Origin of the sequence: Methanosarcina sp. MTP4 (assembly GCF_000970045.1) — an archaeon.
GTDB lineage: Archaea > Halobacteriota > Methanosarcinia > Methanosarcinales > Methanosarcinaceae > MTP4.
Map to the genome: position 1 here is coordinate 1,436,456 of NZ_CP009505.1, position 15,499 is coordinate 1,451,954.

Here is a 15,499-nt window from a genome sequence, read left to right on the forward strand (position 1 = left end):
CTTTTGGGTTTAATTTTTCTTGACATGGACTTCTTGTTCCGCCCTGACTTTTTCATCCTTCAGGTTCACTCTTCAAGCCACATCTTGACCAGTTGCCCGAGTCTCTCATCTGTAGACTTTGCCCCGCTTTCCGGAAACTCCAGCCCGTTTAAGTAACAGTGGACCGATTCCTGGAGTTCTTCAGTCGTGACGTTTGTCCCTTCCGTTGAGCCGGGGTTGTCCCAGGGGTTCCAGTCGCGGACGGTCCAGTTCCAGGACTCCTGGCGGCTTTCGTATCCCTCTTCGGCAGTTGCGGTCACGTTATAAACTCCCGGCAATGGCGTGCTGCTTGTGTATGAACTTACGGAAAGCCCTGTTCCGGACTTTATTTCCGCCCCGTCGAGGTCCCAGCTTATCGTGCAGGGGTAGTTCGTGCTTATGCTGAATTCCACTTCCTCGTCCTCGAAGCCCTCGACATCTCCTGCGGGAAGGGAACCGGAAATGGAGAGGGGTTCTACGCTAATGTAAGCTGTTTTTGTTTCGGCGCTTTCCCCATTCCTGTTGTTCACATTCAGGGTGACGTTATAAGTCCCGTAGAGTTCGTAGCTGTGCTCCGGGTCCCGGGTTGTATAATCAACTATCCCGTCTCCGTCAGTGTCCCATTCCCAGGAAAAGGCATTTTCCGAGAGGTCCGTGAACCGGACTGTAAGAGGGGGGACCCCGGCGGTAACGTCTCCGAAGAAACCGACTTCAGGGGGTTCGTTGGTGGTGCTGAAGGCTTTGATGCAGAGGTTTGCGTTACTGTAGAGGCTGGTAAGGTCTTCCCAGGTCTCCCCGTCCTGACTGGTGTAACTTTGCCCTGCGGAAGCCCTGGCTTTGCTGCTCCAGCCGGGTTCCGGGTATTCATAGGCAAGGGGATATGAATATTCGGGGTTGCTGAACTTTATTACCACTGAAAAAACCTGTCCCGAACTGAGGGTGATGGGGGGGCCGAGCACATGGGTATGGTAGCCCGGGAAGGTAAATACCCCGCTTTCGAGGATTTCGGGACCCGCTGAATTTATGGGTCCTGAGTCCGGGGTTTTGTAAACGTAGACCTCATAACTCGTTTCCGAGTCCGTGGTATAGAAACTCACCGCCTCCAGGGTCTCGTTCCCCCCTGCAGTAAAGACATTGGCTCCCCAGGCAGTGCCATTCTCGTACCTCATCTGGCTGACCCAGCCGAAGGGGTCGTACTGGTAAGTGTAATCGTAGTTGCTGGGAGTCTCGGAGAGGAATACGGCGTTTTCATCGTATCCAAGCCGGGTGTCATAATAGGAAATGTAGAAGTAGCCTGCTTCTCCCCAGCCCGTTCCCCAGCTGTTTTTGATTATAAAAGCCCCGTTTCCGGGAGGCTGCGGGGAAAAACACGTCATGTTGAAGGAATCGTCCCATCCGACAATTGTTATTGCGTGGTTTGCGCTCCTTATGCCCGGATAGTAGTAGCTGTAATTGCCTGCAAGGTAGTAATTGGAAGTGTCCGCATACATTGTTGAATACACGGCTCCGTAATTCAGGAGCGCCCTCTTGAGCTGTTCATTGTCCAGGGGTCCGCTCCTCTCCGGCAGGAACAATACTTCCTGGACGTGCTTTTGCACGGGCAGCCCCTGAGGGGAATTGTCCGATAAATCATTGTAAAGGTCGTCGGATTCGTTTACGGGCCCGGTCCAGCGGGCAAGGTAAGCTGTGGACATGTAGCGGTTTCCTCCTGCGTCGTGCTCCAGGTCAAAACCCTCGGGATAGCGGTAGGAGAGCAGGTTTTTCATGTTGTTTTCGGAAAAGTCCCGTGTTTCCCCTTCCGCCTTCAGGAGCCAGGACTCAAGGGAAGCAAGGCTTGCAAATGCCCAGCAGCTGCCTGCACGCCCCTGGTTTTTCACGGAAGTGACCTGCTCGATCTCCCGGAGGTCATAAGCTTCCGGGATTTCAGGGCCTGATAGCAGGGCTCTCCCCGTTTCGGAAAGGTCTGCTGGGGACGGGACCAGTCCGGCTGCGTACCCGTCCCCGTAGATGCCCCGGGAGCTGACAACGTCTCTTGACAAGCTTTGAAGGGCCATCATATTCCGGTATTCCACGAATTCGGGGTTCAAGGGTGCGGTTTCTAGTGCTGCTTCCGGGGAAAAAGTGCCGTTTGCGGGAATTTCGGCGCTCCCCTCGGTTCCGGCGGCAAAACTCGAGCCGGCCATTAAGAATGTGCATGCGATAACAAGCACGAGGAGGGTTGATTTTGTTTTTTTCAAGGTTTTTCGGCCTCGGGGGGTTGATAAGTGGGGTAGCTTAGATTGATAGGTTGGGCTGCTGGTACGCTGGATTAGCTGGTATGTTGGGTTTACGAGCTTGTTGGCTGCTATGTTAGATGGACTTAGCAAGCCGATAGGTCGTAGGGATAGTTTGAGAGTAATTCACGAACTGGAATTAATTCTTTAGTATAACTTTTAAATTATTTATACCTCTTTGGGAACTCAAAATAATATTAAAAATAATGTGAAGTTAATTATAAATTAGTTACTATGTCCTGGACTACTGTATAGAAATACTTGATGTTCGGGGGGGTTAAAAAAGAAAAGGAGATGGCTGAAAATGCAGGATACAGGATTTATATTTCAATTTTTTAATTTCAATGATTTTTTAATTTCAATGATTTTTTAATTTCAATGATTTTTTAATTTCAATGATTTTTTAATTTCAATGATTTTTTTTCGTTCAGGGCTTCCATAAAGCGGATTTCTTCCGAAATAAGGTCATTGTAAGGCGCTTGCAGCCCCAGTTTTTCTGCTCTTGACACGACTGCCCCGTTCAGGAAATCGATTTCGGTTTTCCTGCCCGACGTGATGTCCTGGAACATGGAGGAGTGGTGGGCAGCCGTGCTCGGGAGCTGGACATCTTTCAGGTAGCTGAGGTACTCGTCGGCAGTTGCCCAGGGGAGTTTTACGTCGCTTTTATCAGTGACCGCAAAAGCTTCCTTCACGATTTCCCTGACTATGTTCCAGGCATGGGGGTCAGCGAGTTCCCCGTAAGGTATGCCCATGACCGCTCCCAGGGGGTTTAAGGCGCAGTTGTAAATCGTCTTGGCCCAGAGGGCTCCCTTTATGTTGTCGCTTACCTGTACGGAAATGCCTGCCTCCCTGACAATTTCCACCAGGGTTTCCACCTTTTCATCGCAGCCTTCCGGAAAGCGCCCGAGGGTCATAGGTCCGGCTTCCACGGAGACGTGCACCTCGGCATCTCCTCTCCATTCAAAGCCTGTGATGATGGTCCCTCCAATGACTTTGTCGGTATAGCGGGCGATAATCTCCTCGTTTCCGACCCCGTTCTGGAGGCTTATTGTTTCTTTTCCTTTTATCACGCCTGCAAACTGCTCGCAGACAGCCTCCGTTGCAATCGACTTCGAACTGACAATTACGTAGTCGAAGTCCATACCCTCGGGAACGGCTTCCCCACAGCTGAATTTGTACTTTCCTTCGCCCCAGATCCCGGTCATTAGAAGCCCGCGTTCTGCTATCATATCGGCGTGGCGCTTCCTGCATATGGCGTGGACGTCACAGACAGCTGAGAGTTTTGCAGCAAGGGAGAGGCCTACTGCTCCTGCTCCAAGGATTAAGATTTGCATGATCAATTACCTCGTGATTGTTTCTTAGTTCGTAGTGGATTCAGTGTATTGTTACAGTGTAGGTTGTTATTATACAGTGTTACAATATTCAGTGTTCAATCTCTTTCAGGCTTTATTATTTTTTATTGTACCCCGTGAAAGAAAAACAAAGATACATTATGGCGGTTAAAATATTTTTTGTATTTCTCTTTCTATATTATTACTTAAACTTCTGATGTTTGGTCCGAAACCGAAAAGTTCCCGGAAAAAGCCTTTATCCCTGACAGCCATACTCTCTTATGGGGAGTGAAAAACTTGCTTTCGGAAACAATTGCTGACCTTAAAAAGACAAGACCTGAAGACCTCGACAAGGAAATTCTCAGGGCCGCCATGATCGCCGAACTGGACGCTGTCAACATTTACGAGCAAATGGCAAACATCACGAAAAGTGAGGAGATCAGGAAAATCCTTCTGGATATTGCCAGGGAAGAAAAAATCCACGTTGCCATGTTTGAGACCGTGCTCTTGCAGGCCGACGAGGAGTTTCTGCAGGTCTACATCGATTACGCCCTTGCTAGAAGGTAATCTAGGGTTCGGAATCCCTGGAATGAAAGTGGCAGGGGTCCGGTTTTATTTCCTTCTAGGGAGCCGGGGCTCTAGACGGTAGTTTTAATCGGTAGCTTTAACAGGCTTTACTCTTCTGTCTCGATTCATCCGCATAACTCTATTATATTCCTGTAGCGTATTTCTTAATGGTTCTTTATGCTCGAAAAATACAGGAAGAAAAGGGATTTCAAAGAGACTCCTGAACCTGCGCCGGGAAATTCAAAAAAAGATCTGGATAAACCTATCTTCGTAATCCAGAAACATGATGCCAGTACCCTCCACTATGATTTCCGCCTGGAAATAGACGGGGTCCTGAAAAGCTGGGCAGTCCCTAAAGAGCCGCCCTCAAAAGCCGGAATAAAAAGGCTGGCCATCCAGACCGAAGACCATCCCCTGGAATACGCTGATTTTGAAGGGGAGATCCCGGAAGGGCATTATGGGGCAGGAAAGGTCGAAATCTGGGATAAGGGGACCTTTAAACTCAAGAAATTTGAAGAAAAGGAAATCATTTTCACGCTTGATGGAGAAAAGCTTCAGGGAGGTTATGTTATGATCAAAACGAAGTTCGGGAAAGAGGGGAAGGGATGGCTGCTATTTAAGAAAAAGGCAGAGTAAAGGGAGAGTTAGAAAAGTAAAATATACTTGAATCAACCTTAACTTGAACCAACCTTAACTTGAACCAACCTTAACTTGAACCAACCTTAACTTGAATCAACCTTAACTTCAAGTAATCTGATGGGGGATTTATATGGGGGGAACTATAAAAATCAAGGCAGTTGAGACTGCCGGAGGCAGCTGCTGTATTGCCCTCGGGGACGGGCAAAAGGTTTATGATCGAATTGCTGAGGCTTTCCTTGAAAACAGGAAAGTTGAACTTTCTTTTGCGGAGGCAGGAGACCTGACCCCGGCTTTTTTGAACGCTGCGGTTGGGCAGCTGTACGGAAGTTTTCCGGAAGAGTTTATCAGGCGCAATCTGGTTTTCACGGATATTGGCCCCGGGGATGAAATTATTCTGAGAAGGGTTTCGGAGAGGGCAAAATGCTATTTTGAGAACGCCGATCATTACAGGAAGGTTGTCAGGGAAGTAATGGGGGGCGAAGATGAGTAAAAAAGCCCATGCTACAAAGGTCCGTCCCCTGGGAGTTCAGGCTTCGGAAGCTTATTCTTCAGGAACCCACTCCACAGAGGTCCAATCTTTAAAAACCCATTCTGAAGAACTTTCTTTGGCAAAAATCCGTTCGGCAAAGGTCCATTCCGTAGAGAAATATGATTTTTCGGAAGGCCGACAATTTTTCTTTGATACGAATATCTGGCTCTACATCTACGGGCCCATAAGTTTCCCTGACTGGCGTTCTGATGTTTATTCCAGGGCTCTGAAAGAGATCCGGGTCTCAGAAGGCAGTATCTACATAAACTGCATGATTATTTCGGAGTTTGTCAACGCCTTTGCCAGGATCGAGTTCAAGCAGCAGTCGGAATTCGCGAAGTACAAGGAGTTTCGAAACTCTCCTTCCTTCCGGCCTGTCGCCGAAGATATCTCGAACAACGTGAAAAAAATCCTGAAAAATACCCTTACCTGTGACCCTGAACTCGCAGCCGTAAAGCTCCCGGAAATCATGGACACCTTCGAAGAGGGCAGATATGACTTTAACGACCTGCTTTTTGCAGAGGTTTGCCGCGCAAAAGACCTGATTTTCGTAACCCATGACCGGGATTTCAGGGACCTTGAAATTGAAATTCTGACCGCAAACGAGAGGATGCTGGGGTGAAGGGGAAGCTGCCTGTGAGCTTATGCCAATCCGAATTAGCATGTTTGCCTCCTCTCAAGGTGCGGCTTGCTCGAATATCAAAAGGGATGTGGATATAAAATTTGGTTGGATTTGCCGAGCAATTTATTCGAGTCGAGCCTTCCCTGAATCCTTGATTTGAATTTTATATCTCCTCTTTATATCTCCTCTTTTTTTCCACTCTTTATAATTCCTCATTTTTTCCACTCTTTATAATTCCTTTTTCTATCCCCTCTTTCTCCTATTACGCAAACCTTTTTAAACCTCCAACTCCATCAAAACACGAATCCGCGAAAAATAGCAAACTATAAACTTCATCCCTCATTACTACACTAATATATTAATCAGACAGATTCATTCTAACATAATTCATAGTAAAAGAGGCCCAAAACTTGGAATTAGAGTTCAACCTTAAGGCTTATTACAGGACAAGCGCAGACCCGGCTCCTGCAATGGAAGCTATTCTTGCGTTTTTTAATGAGGCGAACAAAACCATACTTACGAAAGGAGCACCTGAAGGGCAGGGAGCATTGGTTACCGGATGGGATCTCGGGGAAGACAGGATCAATTTTTCCCTGAAATCCGGCAGGTACGTGCGGGTGCACGACGCTGCTCTCCGGCTGAAGAAGCAGCTTGCCGGCATCCTCGGGAAAGAGTTCAAGATCGGCATCAGAGGGACTGAGGTCGATTCTTTCTTCATCTTTGTGCCTTCCGAACAGGAACTCAAGGAGACCAAGGTCCCGTACGTCACGAAGATGGAGAACGTGGAAGGCGGGATTATGCTCCAGCTCGAAGTTGGGGAGGCCGAGATGAAGAACAGGGTCCCGGACAGGATCCTTACCCTGCTCGAGGACAAGATCGAGGCTGCCCGGTACGGGGCAAAAGCCGAGCACTGGAACCTGCTCTGGCAGCGGGAACCCATGGAGCACCCCTTCAAGGAAGACCCCACCCAGGCTATGATGAAAGAAGGCTGGCTCAAGCGGGGGGCAAGCCGCGGACAGTGGATCCACGGGCCGCAGTCCACCCGGATTTTCCGCGCTTTTGAACAGATTGTCTACGAGGAGCTCCTGAAACCTCTCGGGTACAGGGAAATGATTTTCCCCAAGCTCGTTCCCTGGGAGGTCTGGATGAAGTCCGGGCATGCCAAGGGTGTCTATCCCGAAATCTACTACGTTTCCCCGCCTGCGACCAGGGACCCCGAGTACTGGGAAGAGGTTGCTGACTATTATAAGGTGACTCACGAGGTGCCGACAAAACTCATCAAGGAAAAGATCGGGGAGCCCATTGGTGGTATGTGCTATGCCCAGTGCCCGCCGTTCTGGGTCTACGTGTCAGGGGAAACCCTCCCCAACGATGAAGTCCCTATCAGGGTCTTCGACCGCTCCGGGACCTCTCACAGGTACGAAAGTGGCGGGATCCACGGAATCGAAAGGGTGGACGAGTTCCACAGGATCGAGATCCTCTGGCTTGGCACAAAGGAGCAGACCATCAAGGTTGCTGAAGACCTGCACGACCGCTACATGCACATCTTCAACGATATCCTGGACATCGAATGGAGGAAAGCCAAGGTTACTCCCTGGTTCATGGCTCAGGAAGGGTTGCTGGGACTTGCCGAAGGAAACGTTGTCGGGACCACCGACTATGAGGCCTGCCTCCCCTACAGGGGCGAGGACGGGGAATGGCTCGAGTTCCAGAACGTGAGCATCAACGGGGACAAGTACCCCTCCGGCTTCAACGTGAAGTTGCAGTCAGGGGAAGATCTCTGGTCCGGCTGCTCGGGCGTCGGGCTCGAGAGGTGGGCTGCTGTCTTCCTTGCCCAGAAAGGGCTTGACCCGGAGAACTGGCCTGAAGAGTTCAGGAAGAGAGTGGGCGAAATGCCAGAGGGCATCCGCTTCCTTTAAGCCCTTTCTCTTTTCCCCCTACTTTTTCTTCCTACTTTTTCTTCCTACTTTTTCCCATTCTATTTTTTCTTCCTATTTTTTCCCATTCTATTTCTCCACGCCATTTCTTCCTACCTTTTCTTCCTACCTTTTCTTCCTTCCTCATACCCTTTCTTTTTATTTTCAAAACCATTTTTTTCTTTTTTTGTTCACTTTCCGCTGTGGTGAAGGGTGGTGGACTGGCTTTATGACCGATTCGTTTATATATTGAAATGATAAGTATAGTGGAGCCAGAAACTAGAATCCGCAAATTTCTGAGAATACTTCTGATCCGTTCAGATCGTCTTTTCGGGCTTCGGGGACCTTGCCGATCGGCCATGCTGGGTGCCCTGAACTCAGGGATTGGGATTTCGCAAAAGGAACAGGCGCGTAAAGCCGCCGGAACCTGCAGACCGTATGGTTTCGGGACTGAGCTGCCCGGCCGCTGGATTCGCCTGCTATATCGTTCACGCTCATTGTTAAGGGAATGAATCGACTCTATCGGGCCATATTCGGAATATGGAGCATTGCCTTTTGGCAATGTAAATCTAATAAATTGCAGCAGAATTCAAACAAAGTGAAATAAACACAAATTAAATTCAATATCAAATTCGGAGGAATTACTTGGCAAGAAAGAAAGTACAGAGAAAACTTGACAGCTGGAAGTCAAAGGAATGGTACAACATTGAAGCACCTTCTTATTTGAACAGGGCTCAGATTGGGCTTACCATGGCAAGTGACCCGAGCCTGCTCATAGGCAGGAAGATTGAGACCACTGTCGGGGAACTTACAAACGACATGACCAAGAACAATACCAAGGTCCTGCTCAGGGTCAACAATGTTGTCGGGGACACTGCACACACCACCCTTATAGGGCACGAACTCACCACCGACTACATCAGGTCCATCGTAAAAAGGCAGACTTCCAGGATCGATGCCAACGTAGATGTAAGGACAAAAGACGGCTACATCATCCGTGTAAAGCCTACCTGCTTTACCATCAAGAGGGCTCGCTCAAGCCAGATGAAGGCTATCAGGGAACTGATGATCAATATCGTCAAGAGGCGTGCAGCAGAATCCGATTTCGAGACCTTCATGCAGGAAGCAATCCTCGGCAGGCTCTCCGCAGGCATCTACAGGCAGGCCAAGTTCATCTACCCTCTCCGCAGGGTCGAGATCAGGAAGACCGAAGTCACTACAGCTCCCAAATCCGCTTCCGCACCTAAAGCAGTGCCAGTGCCCGAGCCTGTACCTGAGCCCGAAGTTGAACCTGAAGTTGAATCCGAAGTTGAACCTGAAGTTGAATCCGAAGTTGAACCTGAAGTTGAATCCGAAGCTGAATCCGAAGTTGCTCCGGAAGAAGTGGAAGAATAAGCTTCTTTCAGGTCTTATCTCTAAATAAAAAAGGAAAATCCGCAAGGATTTTCTTTTCAACCTATTCTATCCAGGGTGTTTGCAGACGGGCAAAGCACTCTGACCACTTTACTCTTTGTTCACAAACTGTTTTCACAGATACAGGCAGGTAGCCAGAGGCTTTTACTTCTTCTCTTTTCCGGCAACTTTTGTCCCTGTAGTTCTTGTCCCTGTAGTTCTTGTCCCTGTAGTTTTTGTCCCGGCCGGGGAAGCTCTTGAAGCTGATCCTTTTGTTGTCGCTTCTTTTATTGTTGTCCCCTTTGATGTTGTTCCTTTCGAAGCCAGAACTCCCTTCGAAGAGCTTCCCTTTGTCGGAGCTCCTCCAGGGCCGGGGGGATTCTTCTTCCAGAACTTTCGTCCTTCCTCGCAGCGCCGGTTCACACAGAACTCCTTCGCTTCCTCTCCCTGTTCTTTTACCCTGATCAGCCGCCAGCCGCAACTCTTGCAGGTCTCTTCGAGCAGGGTAAGCCGACCTGTCTTCGGGACCGACTGGGTGTATCCGCAGCGTTTCGTGCAGCCCAGGAAGCGGGAATCTTTCAGGGTGATCAGGAACATGCTCCCATCGCATTTCGGGCAGGGGCCGACTATTTCGGGGGGGAAGCACTCCTTTTCGAGTTCGCAGGTGAAACAGGGCCCGATGCCTACGGCCCAGTGGTACTTGTTCCCTACTTTCATAACCGTGACCCCCCCTTCCTTTTTGCATTCTTTCGAGCGCAGGATGTTCAGGGCTCCGGTTTTCGGGAGGGGGTATGAATTCCTGCAGTCCGGGTATCCGGTACAGCCCACGAAGCGTCCGGAATCCGTCTGCACGATATGCAGCACATGCCCGCATTCGGGACAGGTTCCTATAAGGTTCTTTTTGTCTTCCAGAGCGGCTTCATCCTTGATCGTGCCTGCGATGCTGGAGGTAAGTTCCTTTTTCTTTGCTTCGAGCTGGGAGTACATCTCCCTGATAAGAGCCGTGCCCTCGTCAAGGGAGGCATCGAATTCCTTTTTCCCGTCTTCAATTTCCTGGATCAGGGCTTCAATCCTTGCCCTGATCTCGGGCTTGATGAGGATCGGGACTGAAAGGGAGAGCCCGTCCATAAGGGTGAAGCCGGTATCCAGGATTGAGATCGTCTTTCCTTTGTTCTCGAAGTAGCCGCGCTTCTTGTTTGTCTCGATATGGGAGGGGGCAGTCGCCTTTGTCCCGATCCCGTTCTTGTCCATGAGCGTGAGGAGTTCGGCTTCGGTAAGCTTTTTCGGGGGGCTTGTTTTGGACTTTGTGTTGCTGAGCTTTTTTACATTCACGGTCTGCCCTTCCTCCACATACGGGAGGAGCTTGTCCTTCTTGTTTTCGAAGGGGTAAGCTTCCAGCCAGCCTGCGTCTTTCAGCACCGTTCCCGAGGAGTCGAAAGGGTCCTCCTGTAAGAGCAGGTGCAGGTGGGTCTTTTCAAAGACTGCGGCAGGCATCAGGTTTGCCAGGAAGTGCCGGGAAATCAGGTCGTAGACCTCGGGTGCATGGGGGATGGCAACGGCTGAGCTGACCTCGCCCCTGGCCGCAGCCCGGATAGGATGGATCGGAGGGTGGTCGTGCCCGTCTTTCGTCCCGTTTTTCGGGACGATTTTCCCTGAAAGGATCGACTCGGCAAAGGGTTGATACTCCTTTTTCCCCGCAAAATCCGAAACAATGGTCTTGAAATCGAAGTCGTCGGCGTACTTGTTGGTCTCGGTCCTGGGATAACTGGTAAATCCTGCAAGGTAGAGCTGTTCCGCAACCTCAAGGGCAACTTCCGGGCTGATTCCCAGGAACTTGGAAGCCCGCTTCAGGTATTCTGTTGTGTTAAGCGGGTTAGGGGGTGTGGTCTTTGTTTCCTTCACTGTCTTTTTCGAGACAAGCGCGGTTTTTGTTCCTTTCAGGCGCTTGAAGATCTCTGCGGCTTTTTCCTTATCGTGGATGTTCCCTGCCCTGTGGGTGCCCTCGAACTCCCCCCCGTTAGCTGCAAAGAGAGCCGTGATCTTCCAGAAGTCCTTTGCCTTGAAAGCCCTGATCGCCTTTTCCCGCTCGTACACGAAACCGCAGGTCGGTGTCTGGCAGGGCCCGATTGAAAGCACGTCTTTTGTCCTTGCCCGTTCCCTCACGGAAAGGGTCACGAAGCGGGTAAAGGCTGCCCCCATCTTCAGGTCCAGGATCTGCCGGGCTTCCGCTGCCATTGCCATGTTGTAGTCCGGTTCCATGGGGCTCCCGAAAGCCTTCAGGACCTCTTTTGGGGAGAGGGCTGAAAAACGAGCTCTGAAAACGGGCACATTAGTCACTTCCTCGGCAAGGGTCTTTGCCTCGAAGCCTATGTTTTCCCCCTCCCGGTCATAGTCGCATGCCAGGATTATTTTGCTGGCCCGCTTGGCGAGCTTCTTTACGGCTGCAGCATATTCTTTTCTGGTCACGAACTTTTCCGGGTCCACCCCCAGGAGCACTCTGGGGTCCACGTCGCGCCATTTGTTGTACTGCTCCGGGAAGTCGTAGTTCATGATGTGTCCCGAAAGCCCCATCACGTACCACTCCTCTCCTTTCCACTTGAATTCGTATGCAGGCAGCCCTTCGATGGAAATCTTGTCCACCTGCCCTTCCCCGAGGATTTTTGCGATCTGGGCTGCTGCTTTGTTCTTTTCTGCAAATGCGACGACTGTCATGATAAAAAACCTGAATATTGTGATTAAGATATTTTTGATTAAGATATTTTTGATTAGGATATTTTTGATTAGGATATTTTTGATCAGGATATTTTTGATCAGGATATTACGGTTCGGATATTACGGTTCGGATAGTAAAATAAGAGAGAATTTTTCGATTGATTCTCCGAGCAATTTTTCGAATAACTCTTTGATTGATTCCCGGGCAATTTTTCGAGTAATTCCCGGCTCCGGTTCTGAAATCTTAGCAGTAAAAACCCCGAGCCTTTATATATTAGTTGCCATTAACCGGATTTTTTCCGCTTTTCAAGCAGCATGTGCAAGCAATACAAATTTTGTGCTTATGTTCGTTTATCTATTATGTGCACACATTATATATTCCTATAGTGGCCGGCACAGTATTTATATATTTCTTTGTTTATAGTTTATTGAGAAGCCCCTGCAAGATGAAAAGCTATATATCAGTATATTGTTTGTTCTACTTTGCAACCAGGGAACGTACAGATTATTCATGCCAATTGGGCCTTTTTGCTTTGCCGGTCTGCATACTGGTTTGTCCGGTTGGCCTGTTCAGCTGGTTTGCACCGGCCCGTTTTATCCGGCAGGTCCGCTCTTATTATTATCCGCATTCACCTCATCCCATGGAGTAAAAATGACACTGATGGAAGACGCGAAAAAGGGAATCATAACCCCTGCCATTGAAGCCGTGGCAAAATCCGAAGGAATCGACCCTGAGACTGTCCGCTCATGCGTGGCGAAGGGCCTCATCGCTATTCCCCGGAACAACAGGCGGGATACCCTGCCTGTGGGGATTGGCAAGTTCATGAGCACGAAGATCAACGCCAATGTGGGGACTTCAAGAGACTACGTTGACATCGAAGCCGAAGTCGAGAAAGCAAAAGCTGCCGAAGCTTACGGCGCAAATGCCGTCATGGACCTTTCCACCGGCGGGGACCTGAACGAGATTCGCAGGCGCATCCTTGAAGCCGTGGAAATCCCGGTCGGGACCGTCCCGATCTATCAGGCCGCAGCCTCCCAGAAGACCGTGGTCGAGATGACTTCCGACGACATGTTCAACGCCGTCCGGAAACATGCCGAACAGGGTGTGGACTTCGTTACCGTGCATGCCGGGGTCAACTTAAACTCTCTTGAGCGCTTGCGCCAGAGCGACCGGATCATGAACGTGGTCAGCAGGGGCGGGTCTTTCACCCTGGCCTGGATGCTCCACAATGGGGAAGACAACCCCTTCTACGCCGAATTCGACTATCTTGTGGAAATTGCAAAGGAATATGATATGACCCTGAGCCTGGGGGACGGCATGCGTCCCGGTTGCATTGCCGATGCTTCCGACCGCCCGAAGTTCATGGAGTTCATCACTCTCGGTGAGCTCGTGAAGCGTTCCCGTGCAGCCGACGTCCAGACTTTTGTGGAAGGTCCGGGGCACGTTCCCCTTGACGAGATCGAGCTCAGTGTCCGGGGCATGAAAGAGCTTTGCGACGGAGCCCCTCTTTACCTGCTCGGCCCCCTGGTAACCGACATCACCCCCGGCTTCGACCACATAGCCTGCGCAATCGGGGGTGCAGTTGCCGGGATGCACGGGACCGACTTCCTCTGCATGGTAACCCCCTCCGAACACCTCGCCCTCCCCACCCTGGACGACATCAGGGAAGGCACTCTCGTCACAAAACTCGCAGCCCACACCATCGACCTTATAAAAGAAGGCCAGCGCGAACGCGCCTGGAAACAGGACACAGCCATGGCCTACGCTCGTCGGGACCTGGACTGGGAAAAGCAGTTCGAACTAGCCCTTGACGGGGACCGTGCCCGTAAAATCCGGGATGCCCGGAAGACCGAAAGCGAAGCCTGCTCCATGTGCGGAGAACTCTGCGCCGTAAAAATCGTAAAAGAAGCTTTTGAGAAAAAGAAAGAAGAGTAAAAGTAGGTGAATGGTCGGGCTGGAGGTTCAGGCTGGAATTGGAATTTTAATTTCTTCCTGAAATACGCTCTTCAGCCTCTTCTTGTCCTTATTCTTCTTTTCCTTTTTTGTACTTATTTTTTAATTATCCACGGTAATTATACTTACATTTTTCTCGAGACAGACGCTTATAAAGTTTCTTTCTCTGCATTTTTTTCTTCATTTTAATGCAGCAAAAGCCGTTCGCCTTCGGTGAACGTGGGTGGGTACGGGTACTGGCACTCGGTGGTTGCCCGGGTTTTGAGTTTCGGCTTATAATTCAGGATGCCGGTTTCATTTACTTCTCTTTTTTCCTGCTGTAGTTGTCACTCCGAATAAAAAACTTATTAAAAAATGAGCCGATACCCTATTGCATAAGTTCGATTCGTTAGAATGTTCGCTTTATTTGATCGTTCGACTTTTCGATTCACTAATTCAATTAATTCGCTTCATTCGATCAATCTTTCATCACGATTTCAAAACAAAGGAAAAAAGGAATAAAAATGACTGGCACAGAAAATAATTCCAACCTGAACATCCGTATCGCCGAAAAAAAAGACGTCCCCCTCATTTTAGAGTTCATCAAAGGCATAGCCGAGTTCGAGAAACTTTCCCACCTCGTTGAGGCTACCGAAGAGACCCTCATGGAGTCCATGTTCGGGGAACGGCCCTATGCCGAGGTCTTTTTTGCAGAGCTTGACGGGGTGCCTGCCGGCTTTACGGTCTTCTTCCACAACTTTTCTACTTTTGTAGGAAAGCAGGGGCTCTATATCGAGGACATTTACGTAAAACCCGAATTCCGTGGGAAAGGGCTTGGAAAAGCCATGTTCCTCAACTGCATCAAACTGGCAAAGGAAAGGAATTGCGGCAGGGTGGAATGGGTCGTGCTTGACTGGAACCCTGCAAGGGAATTCTACGAATACTTCGGGGCGGGGCCTGTGGAAGGCTGGCACATCTACCGCATGGGCGAAGACAAGTTTACATCTGCGCTTGAAAAATGAATTATGAAGTGAGGTCTTTTTCCCCACTTTCTTCTTTTTGAACCGGCTGATCGGCTTGTGCCGTCAGGTAGTGTCTTCCTGCTGGATAAAGGAGTGGTGTTCCAGGCGCTGAACCCTTTTTTCAAGCCCTTCGATTTGTTCCATGATTTCTTCATTTTCTTCTTCGAGGACTTCTTCGTATTCCGGGACAGAGGCTCTTCTTTCCCCCAATTTTTCAGCAATGGCCTGGAATTTTTGCATGTACTCTCCCGACCTCAGGACAGGAAAGGTTTCAAACCAGCAAATGTCCATGAAAGGCTGAATCGAAGCTATGTAGGCTTCCGGGTCGTCTGTTTCGTAGATAATGAACGAGCGGCAGCCTGAAAGGTCCATCCACTCGTCGATAACTTTCATGCCTTCCGGGTATTCGTACGTTGAGAAAATATCTCCCACTCTTGCGTTGTCTTCCGGTTCCCAGGAAACAATATCCATGAATATCATTTGTCTTATCCCCCACATTGAAATACGAATTCTGATTTCAGATCCCAATTCCCAATTCGTCATCC

At 49.6% G+C, this 15,499-nt stretch carries 12 protein-coding genes and 1 pseudogene; 8 read left to right on the forward strand and 5 right to left on the reverse strand.

Going from position 1 to position 15,499, the window contains the following annotated elements; genetic code table 11:
* Positions 1-65: 65 nt before the first annotated feature.
* Both MSMTP_RS06075 and MSMTP_RS06080 read right to left on the reverse strand, forming a co-directional pair.
* A complete protein-coding gene (locus MSMTP_RS06075) occupies positions 66-2,255 on the reverse strand; it encodes a lectin like domain-containing protein (RefSeq protein WP_231582939.1) in 2,190 nt (729 codons plus the stop codon).
* 428 nt (positions 2,256-2,683) lie between these two features.
* On the reverse strand, positions 2,684-3,625 hold the full coding sequence (locus MSMTP_RS06080) for a ketopantoate reductase family protein (protein ID WP_048178257.1): 942 nt from the start codon (positions 3,623-3,625) through the stop codon (positions 2,684-2,686).
* A gap of 294 nt (positions 3,626-3,919) precedes the next feature.
* Here MSMTP_RS06080 and MSMTP_RS06085 point away from each other — a divergent pair, with 294 nt between their 5' ends.
* The 5 genes from MSMTP_RS06085 to MSMTP_RS06105 all read left to right on the forward strand — a co-directional run bounded on the left by MSMTP_RS06085 (position 3,920) and on the right by MSMTP_RS06105 (position 7,898).
* Positions 3,920-4,189, forward strand: a complete 270-nt coding sequence (locus MSMTP_RS06085) for a demethoxyubiquinone hydroxylase family protein (protein ID WP_048178258.1) — start codon at positions 3,920-3,922, stop codon at positions 4,187-4,189.
* Between the two features lie 177 nt (positions 4,190-4,366).
* Positions 4,367-4,825 carry a DNA polymerase ligase N-terminal domain-containing protein gene (locus MSMTP_RS06090; protein ID WP_048178259.1) on the forward strand — a complete coding sequence of 153 codons (459 nt, stop codon included), beginning with the start codon at positions 4,367-4,369 and terminating at the stop codon, positions 4,823-4,825.
* 133 nt (positions 4,826-4,958) lie between these two features.
* Positions 4,959-5,318, forward strand: a complete 360-nt coding sequence (locus tag MSMTP_RS06095; RefSeq protein WP_048178260.1) for an STAS-like domain-containing protein — start codon at positions 4,959-4,961, stop codon at positions 5,316-5,318.
* On the forward strand, positions 5,311-5,979 hold the full coding sequence (locus MSMTP_RS06100) for a PIN domain-containing protein (protein ID WP_082090517.1): 669 nt from the start codon (positions 5,311-5,313) through the stop codon (positions 5,977-5,979). Before MSMTP_RS06095 ends, MSMTP_RS06100 begins: the two co-directional genes overlap by 8 nt.
* Positions 5,980-6,389: 410 nt before the next feature.
* Positions 6,390-7,898, forward strand: coding sequence for a serine--tRNA ligase (locus tag MSMTP_RS06105; RefSeq protein WP_048178261.1), 1,509 nt, complete (start codon positions 6,390-6,392; stop codon positions 7,896-7,898).
* Positions 7,899-7,929: 31 nt separating this feature from the next.
* Here the strand turns inward: MSMTP_RS06105 and MSMTP_RS19680 are convergent, their stop codons facing one another.
* Positions 7,930-8,256 (reverse strand): hypothetical protein, encoded by a 327-nt coding sequence (locus MSMTP_RS19680; RefSeq protein ID WP_197076156.1) that lies wholly within the window; start codon positions 8,254-8,256, stop codon positions 7,930-7,932.
* Between the two features lie 284 nt (positions 8,257-8,540).
* On the opposite strand from MSMTP_RS19680, the pseudogene MSMTP_RS06120 reads away from it, so the two are divergent.
* Positions 8,541-9,146, forward strand: a pseudogene (locus MSMTP_RS06120) (30S ribosomal protein S3ae); the annotation flags it as partial.
* A gap of 306 nt (positions 9,147-9,452) precedes the next feature.
* Here MSMTP_RS06120 and MSMTP_RS06125 read toward each other — a convergent pair.
* Complete coding sequence (locus MSMTP_RS06125) at positions 9,453-11,999, reverse strand: DNA topoisomerase (protein ID WP_048178264.1); 2,547 nt, start codon at positions 11,997-11,999, stop codon at positions 9,453-9,455.
* 652 nt (positions 12,000-12,651) lie between these two features.
* Here MSMTP_RS06125 and thiC point away from each other — a divergent pair.
* The gene (thiC, locus tag MSMTP_RS06130; RefSeq protein ID WP_048178265.1) at positions 12,652-13,935 is read left to right on the forward strand and encodes a phosphomethylpyrimidine synthase; all 1,284 of its coding nucleotides are present in this window, start codon (positions 12,652-12,654) and stop codon (positions 13,933-13,935) included.
* Positions 13,936-14,456: 521 nt separating this feature from the next.
* Positions 14,457-14,954 (forward strand): GNAT family N-acetyltransferase, encoded by a 498-nt coding sequence (locus MSMTP_RS06135; protein WP_048178266.1) that lies wholly within the window; start codon positions 14,457-14,459, stop codon positions 14,952-14,954.
* Positions 14,955-15,017: 63 nt separating this feature from the next.
* Here the strand turns inward: MSMTP_RS06135 and MSMTP_RS06140 are convergent, their stop codons facing one another.
* Positions 15,018-15,434: a DUF3303 domain-containing protein gene (locus MSMTP_RS06140; RefSeq protein WP_048178267.1), complete on the reverse strand. Its 417-nt coding sequence runs from the start codon at positions 15,432-15,434 to the stop codon at positions 15,018-15,020.
* Between the last annotated feature and the right edge of the window lie 65 nt (positions 15,435-15,499).

What these genes read in the sequence shown, in the direction of transcription:
- MSMTP_RS06080 (WP_048178257.1), bottom strand. Translation starts at nt 3,625, where the DNA reads ATGCAAATCTTAATCCTTGGAGCAGGAGCAGTAGGCCTCTCCCTTGCT.
- MSMTP_RS06090 (WP_048178259.1), top strand. Translation starts at nt 4,367, where the DNA reads ATGCTCGAAAAATACAGGAAGAAAAGGGATTTCAAAGAGACTCCTGAA.
- MSMTP_RS06095 (WP_048178260.1), top strand. Translation starts at nt 4,959, where the DNA reads ATGGGGGGAACTATAAAAATCAAGGCAGTTGAGACTGCCGGAGGCAGC.
- MSMTP_RS06100 (WP_082090517.1), top strand. Translation starts at nt 5,311, where the DNA reads ATGAGTAAAAAAGCCCATGCTACAAAGGTCCGTCCCCTGGGAGTTCAG.
- MSMTP_RS19680 (WP_197076156.1), bottom strand. Translation starts at nt 8,256, where the DNA reads ATGGCCGATCGGCAAGGTCCCCGAAGCCCGAAAAGACGATCTGAACGG.
- MSMTP_RS06125 (WP_048178264.1), bottom strand. Translation starts at nt 11,999, where the DNA reads ATGACAGTCGTCGCATTTGCAGAAAAGAACAAAGCAGCAGCCCAGATC.
- thiC (WP_048178265.1), top strand. Translation starts at nt 12,652, where the DNA reads ATGACACTGATGGAAGACGCGAAAAAGGGAATCATAACCCCTGCCATT.
- MSMTP_RS06135 (WP_048178266.1), top strand. Translation starts at nt 14,457, where the DNA reads ATGACTGGCACAGAAAATAATTCCAACCTGAACATCCGTATCGCCGAA.
- MSMTP_RS06140 (WP_048178267.1), bottom strand. Translation starts at nt 15,434, where the DNA reads ATGATATTCATGGATATTGTTTCCTGGGAACCGGAAGACAACGCAAGA.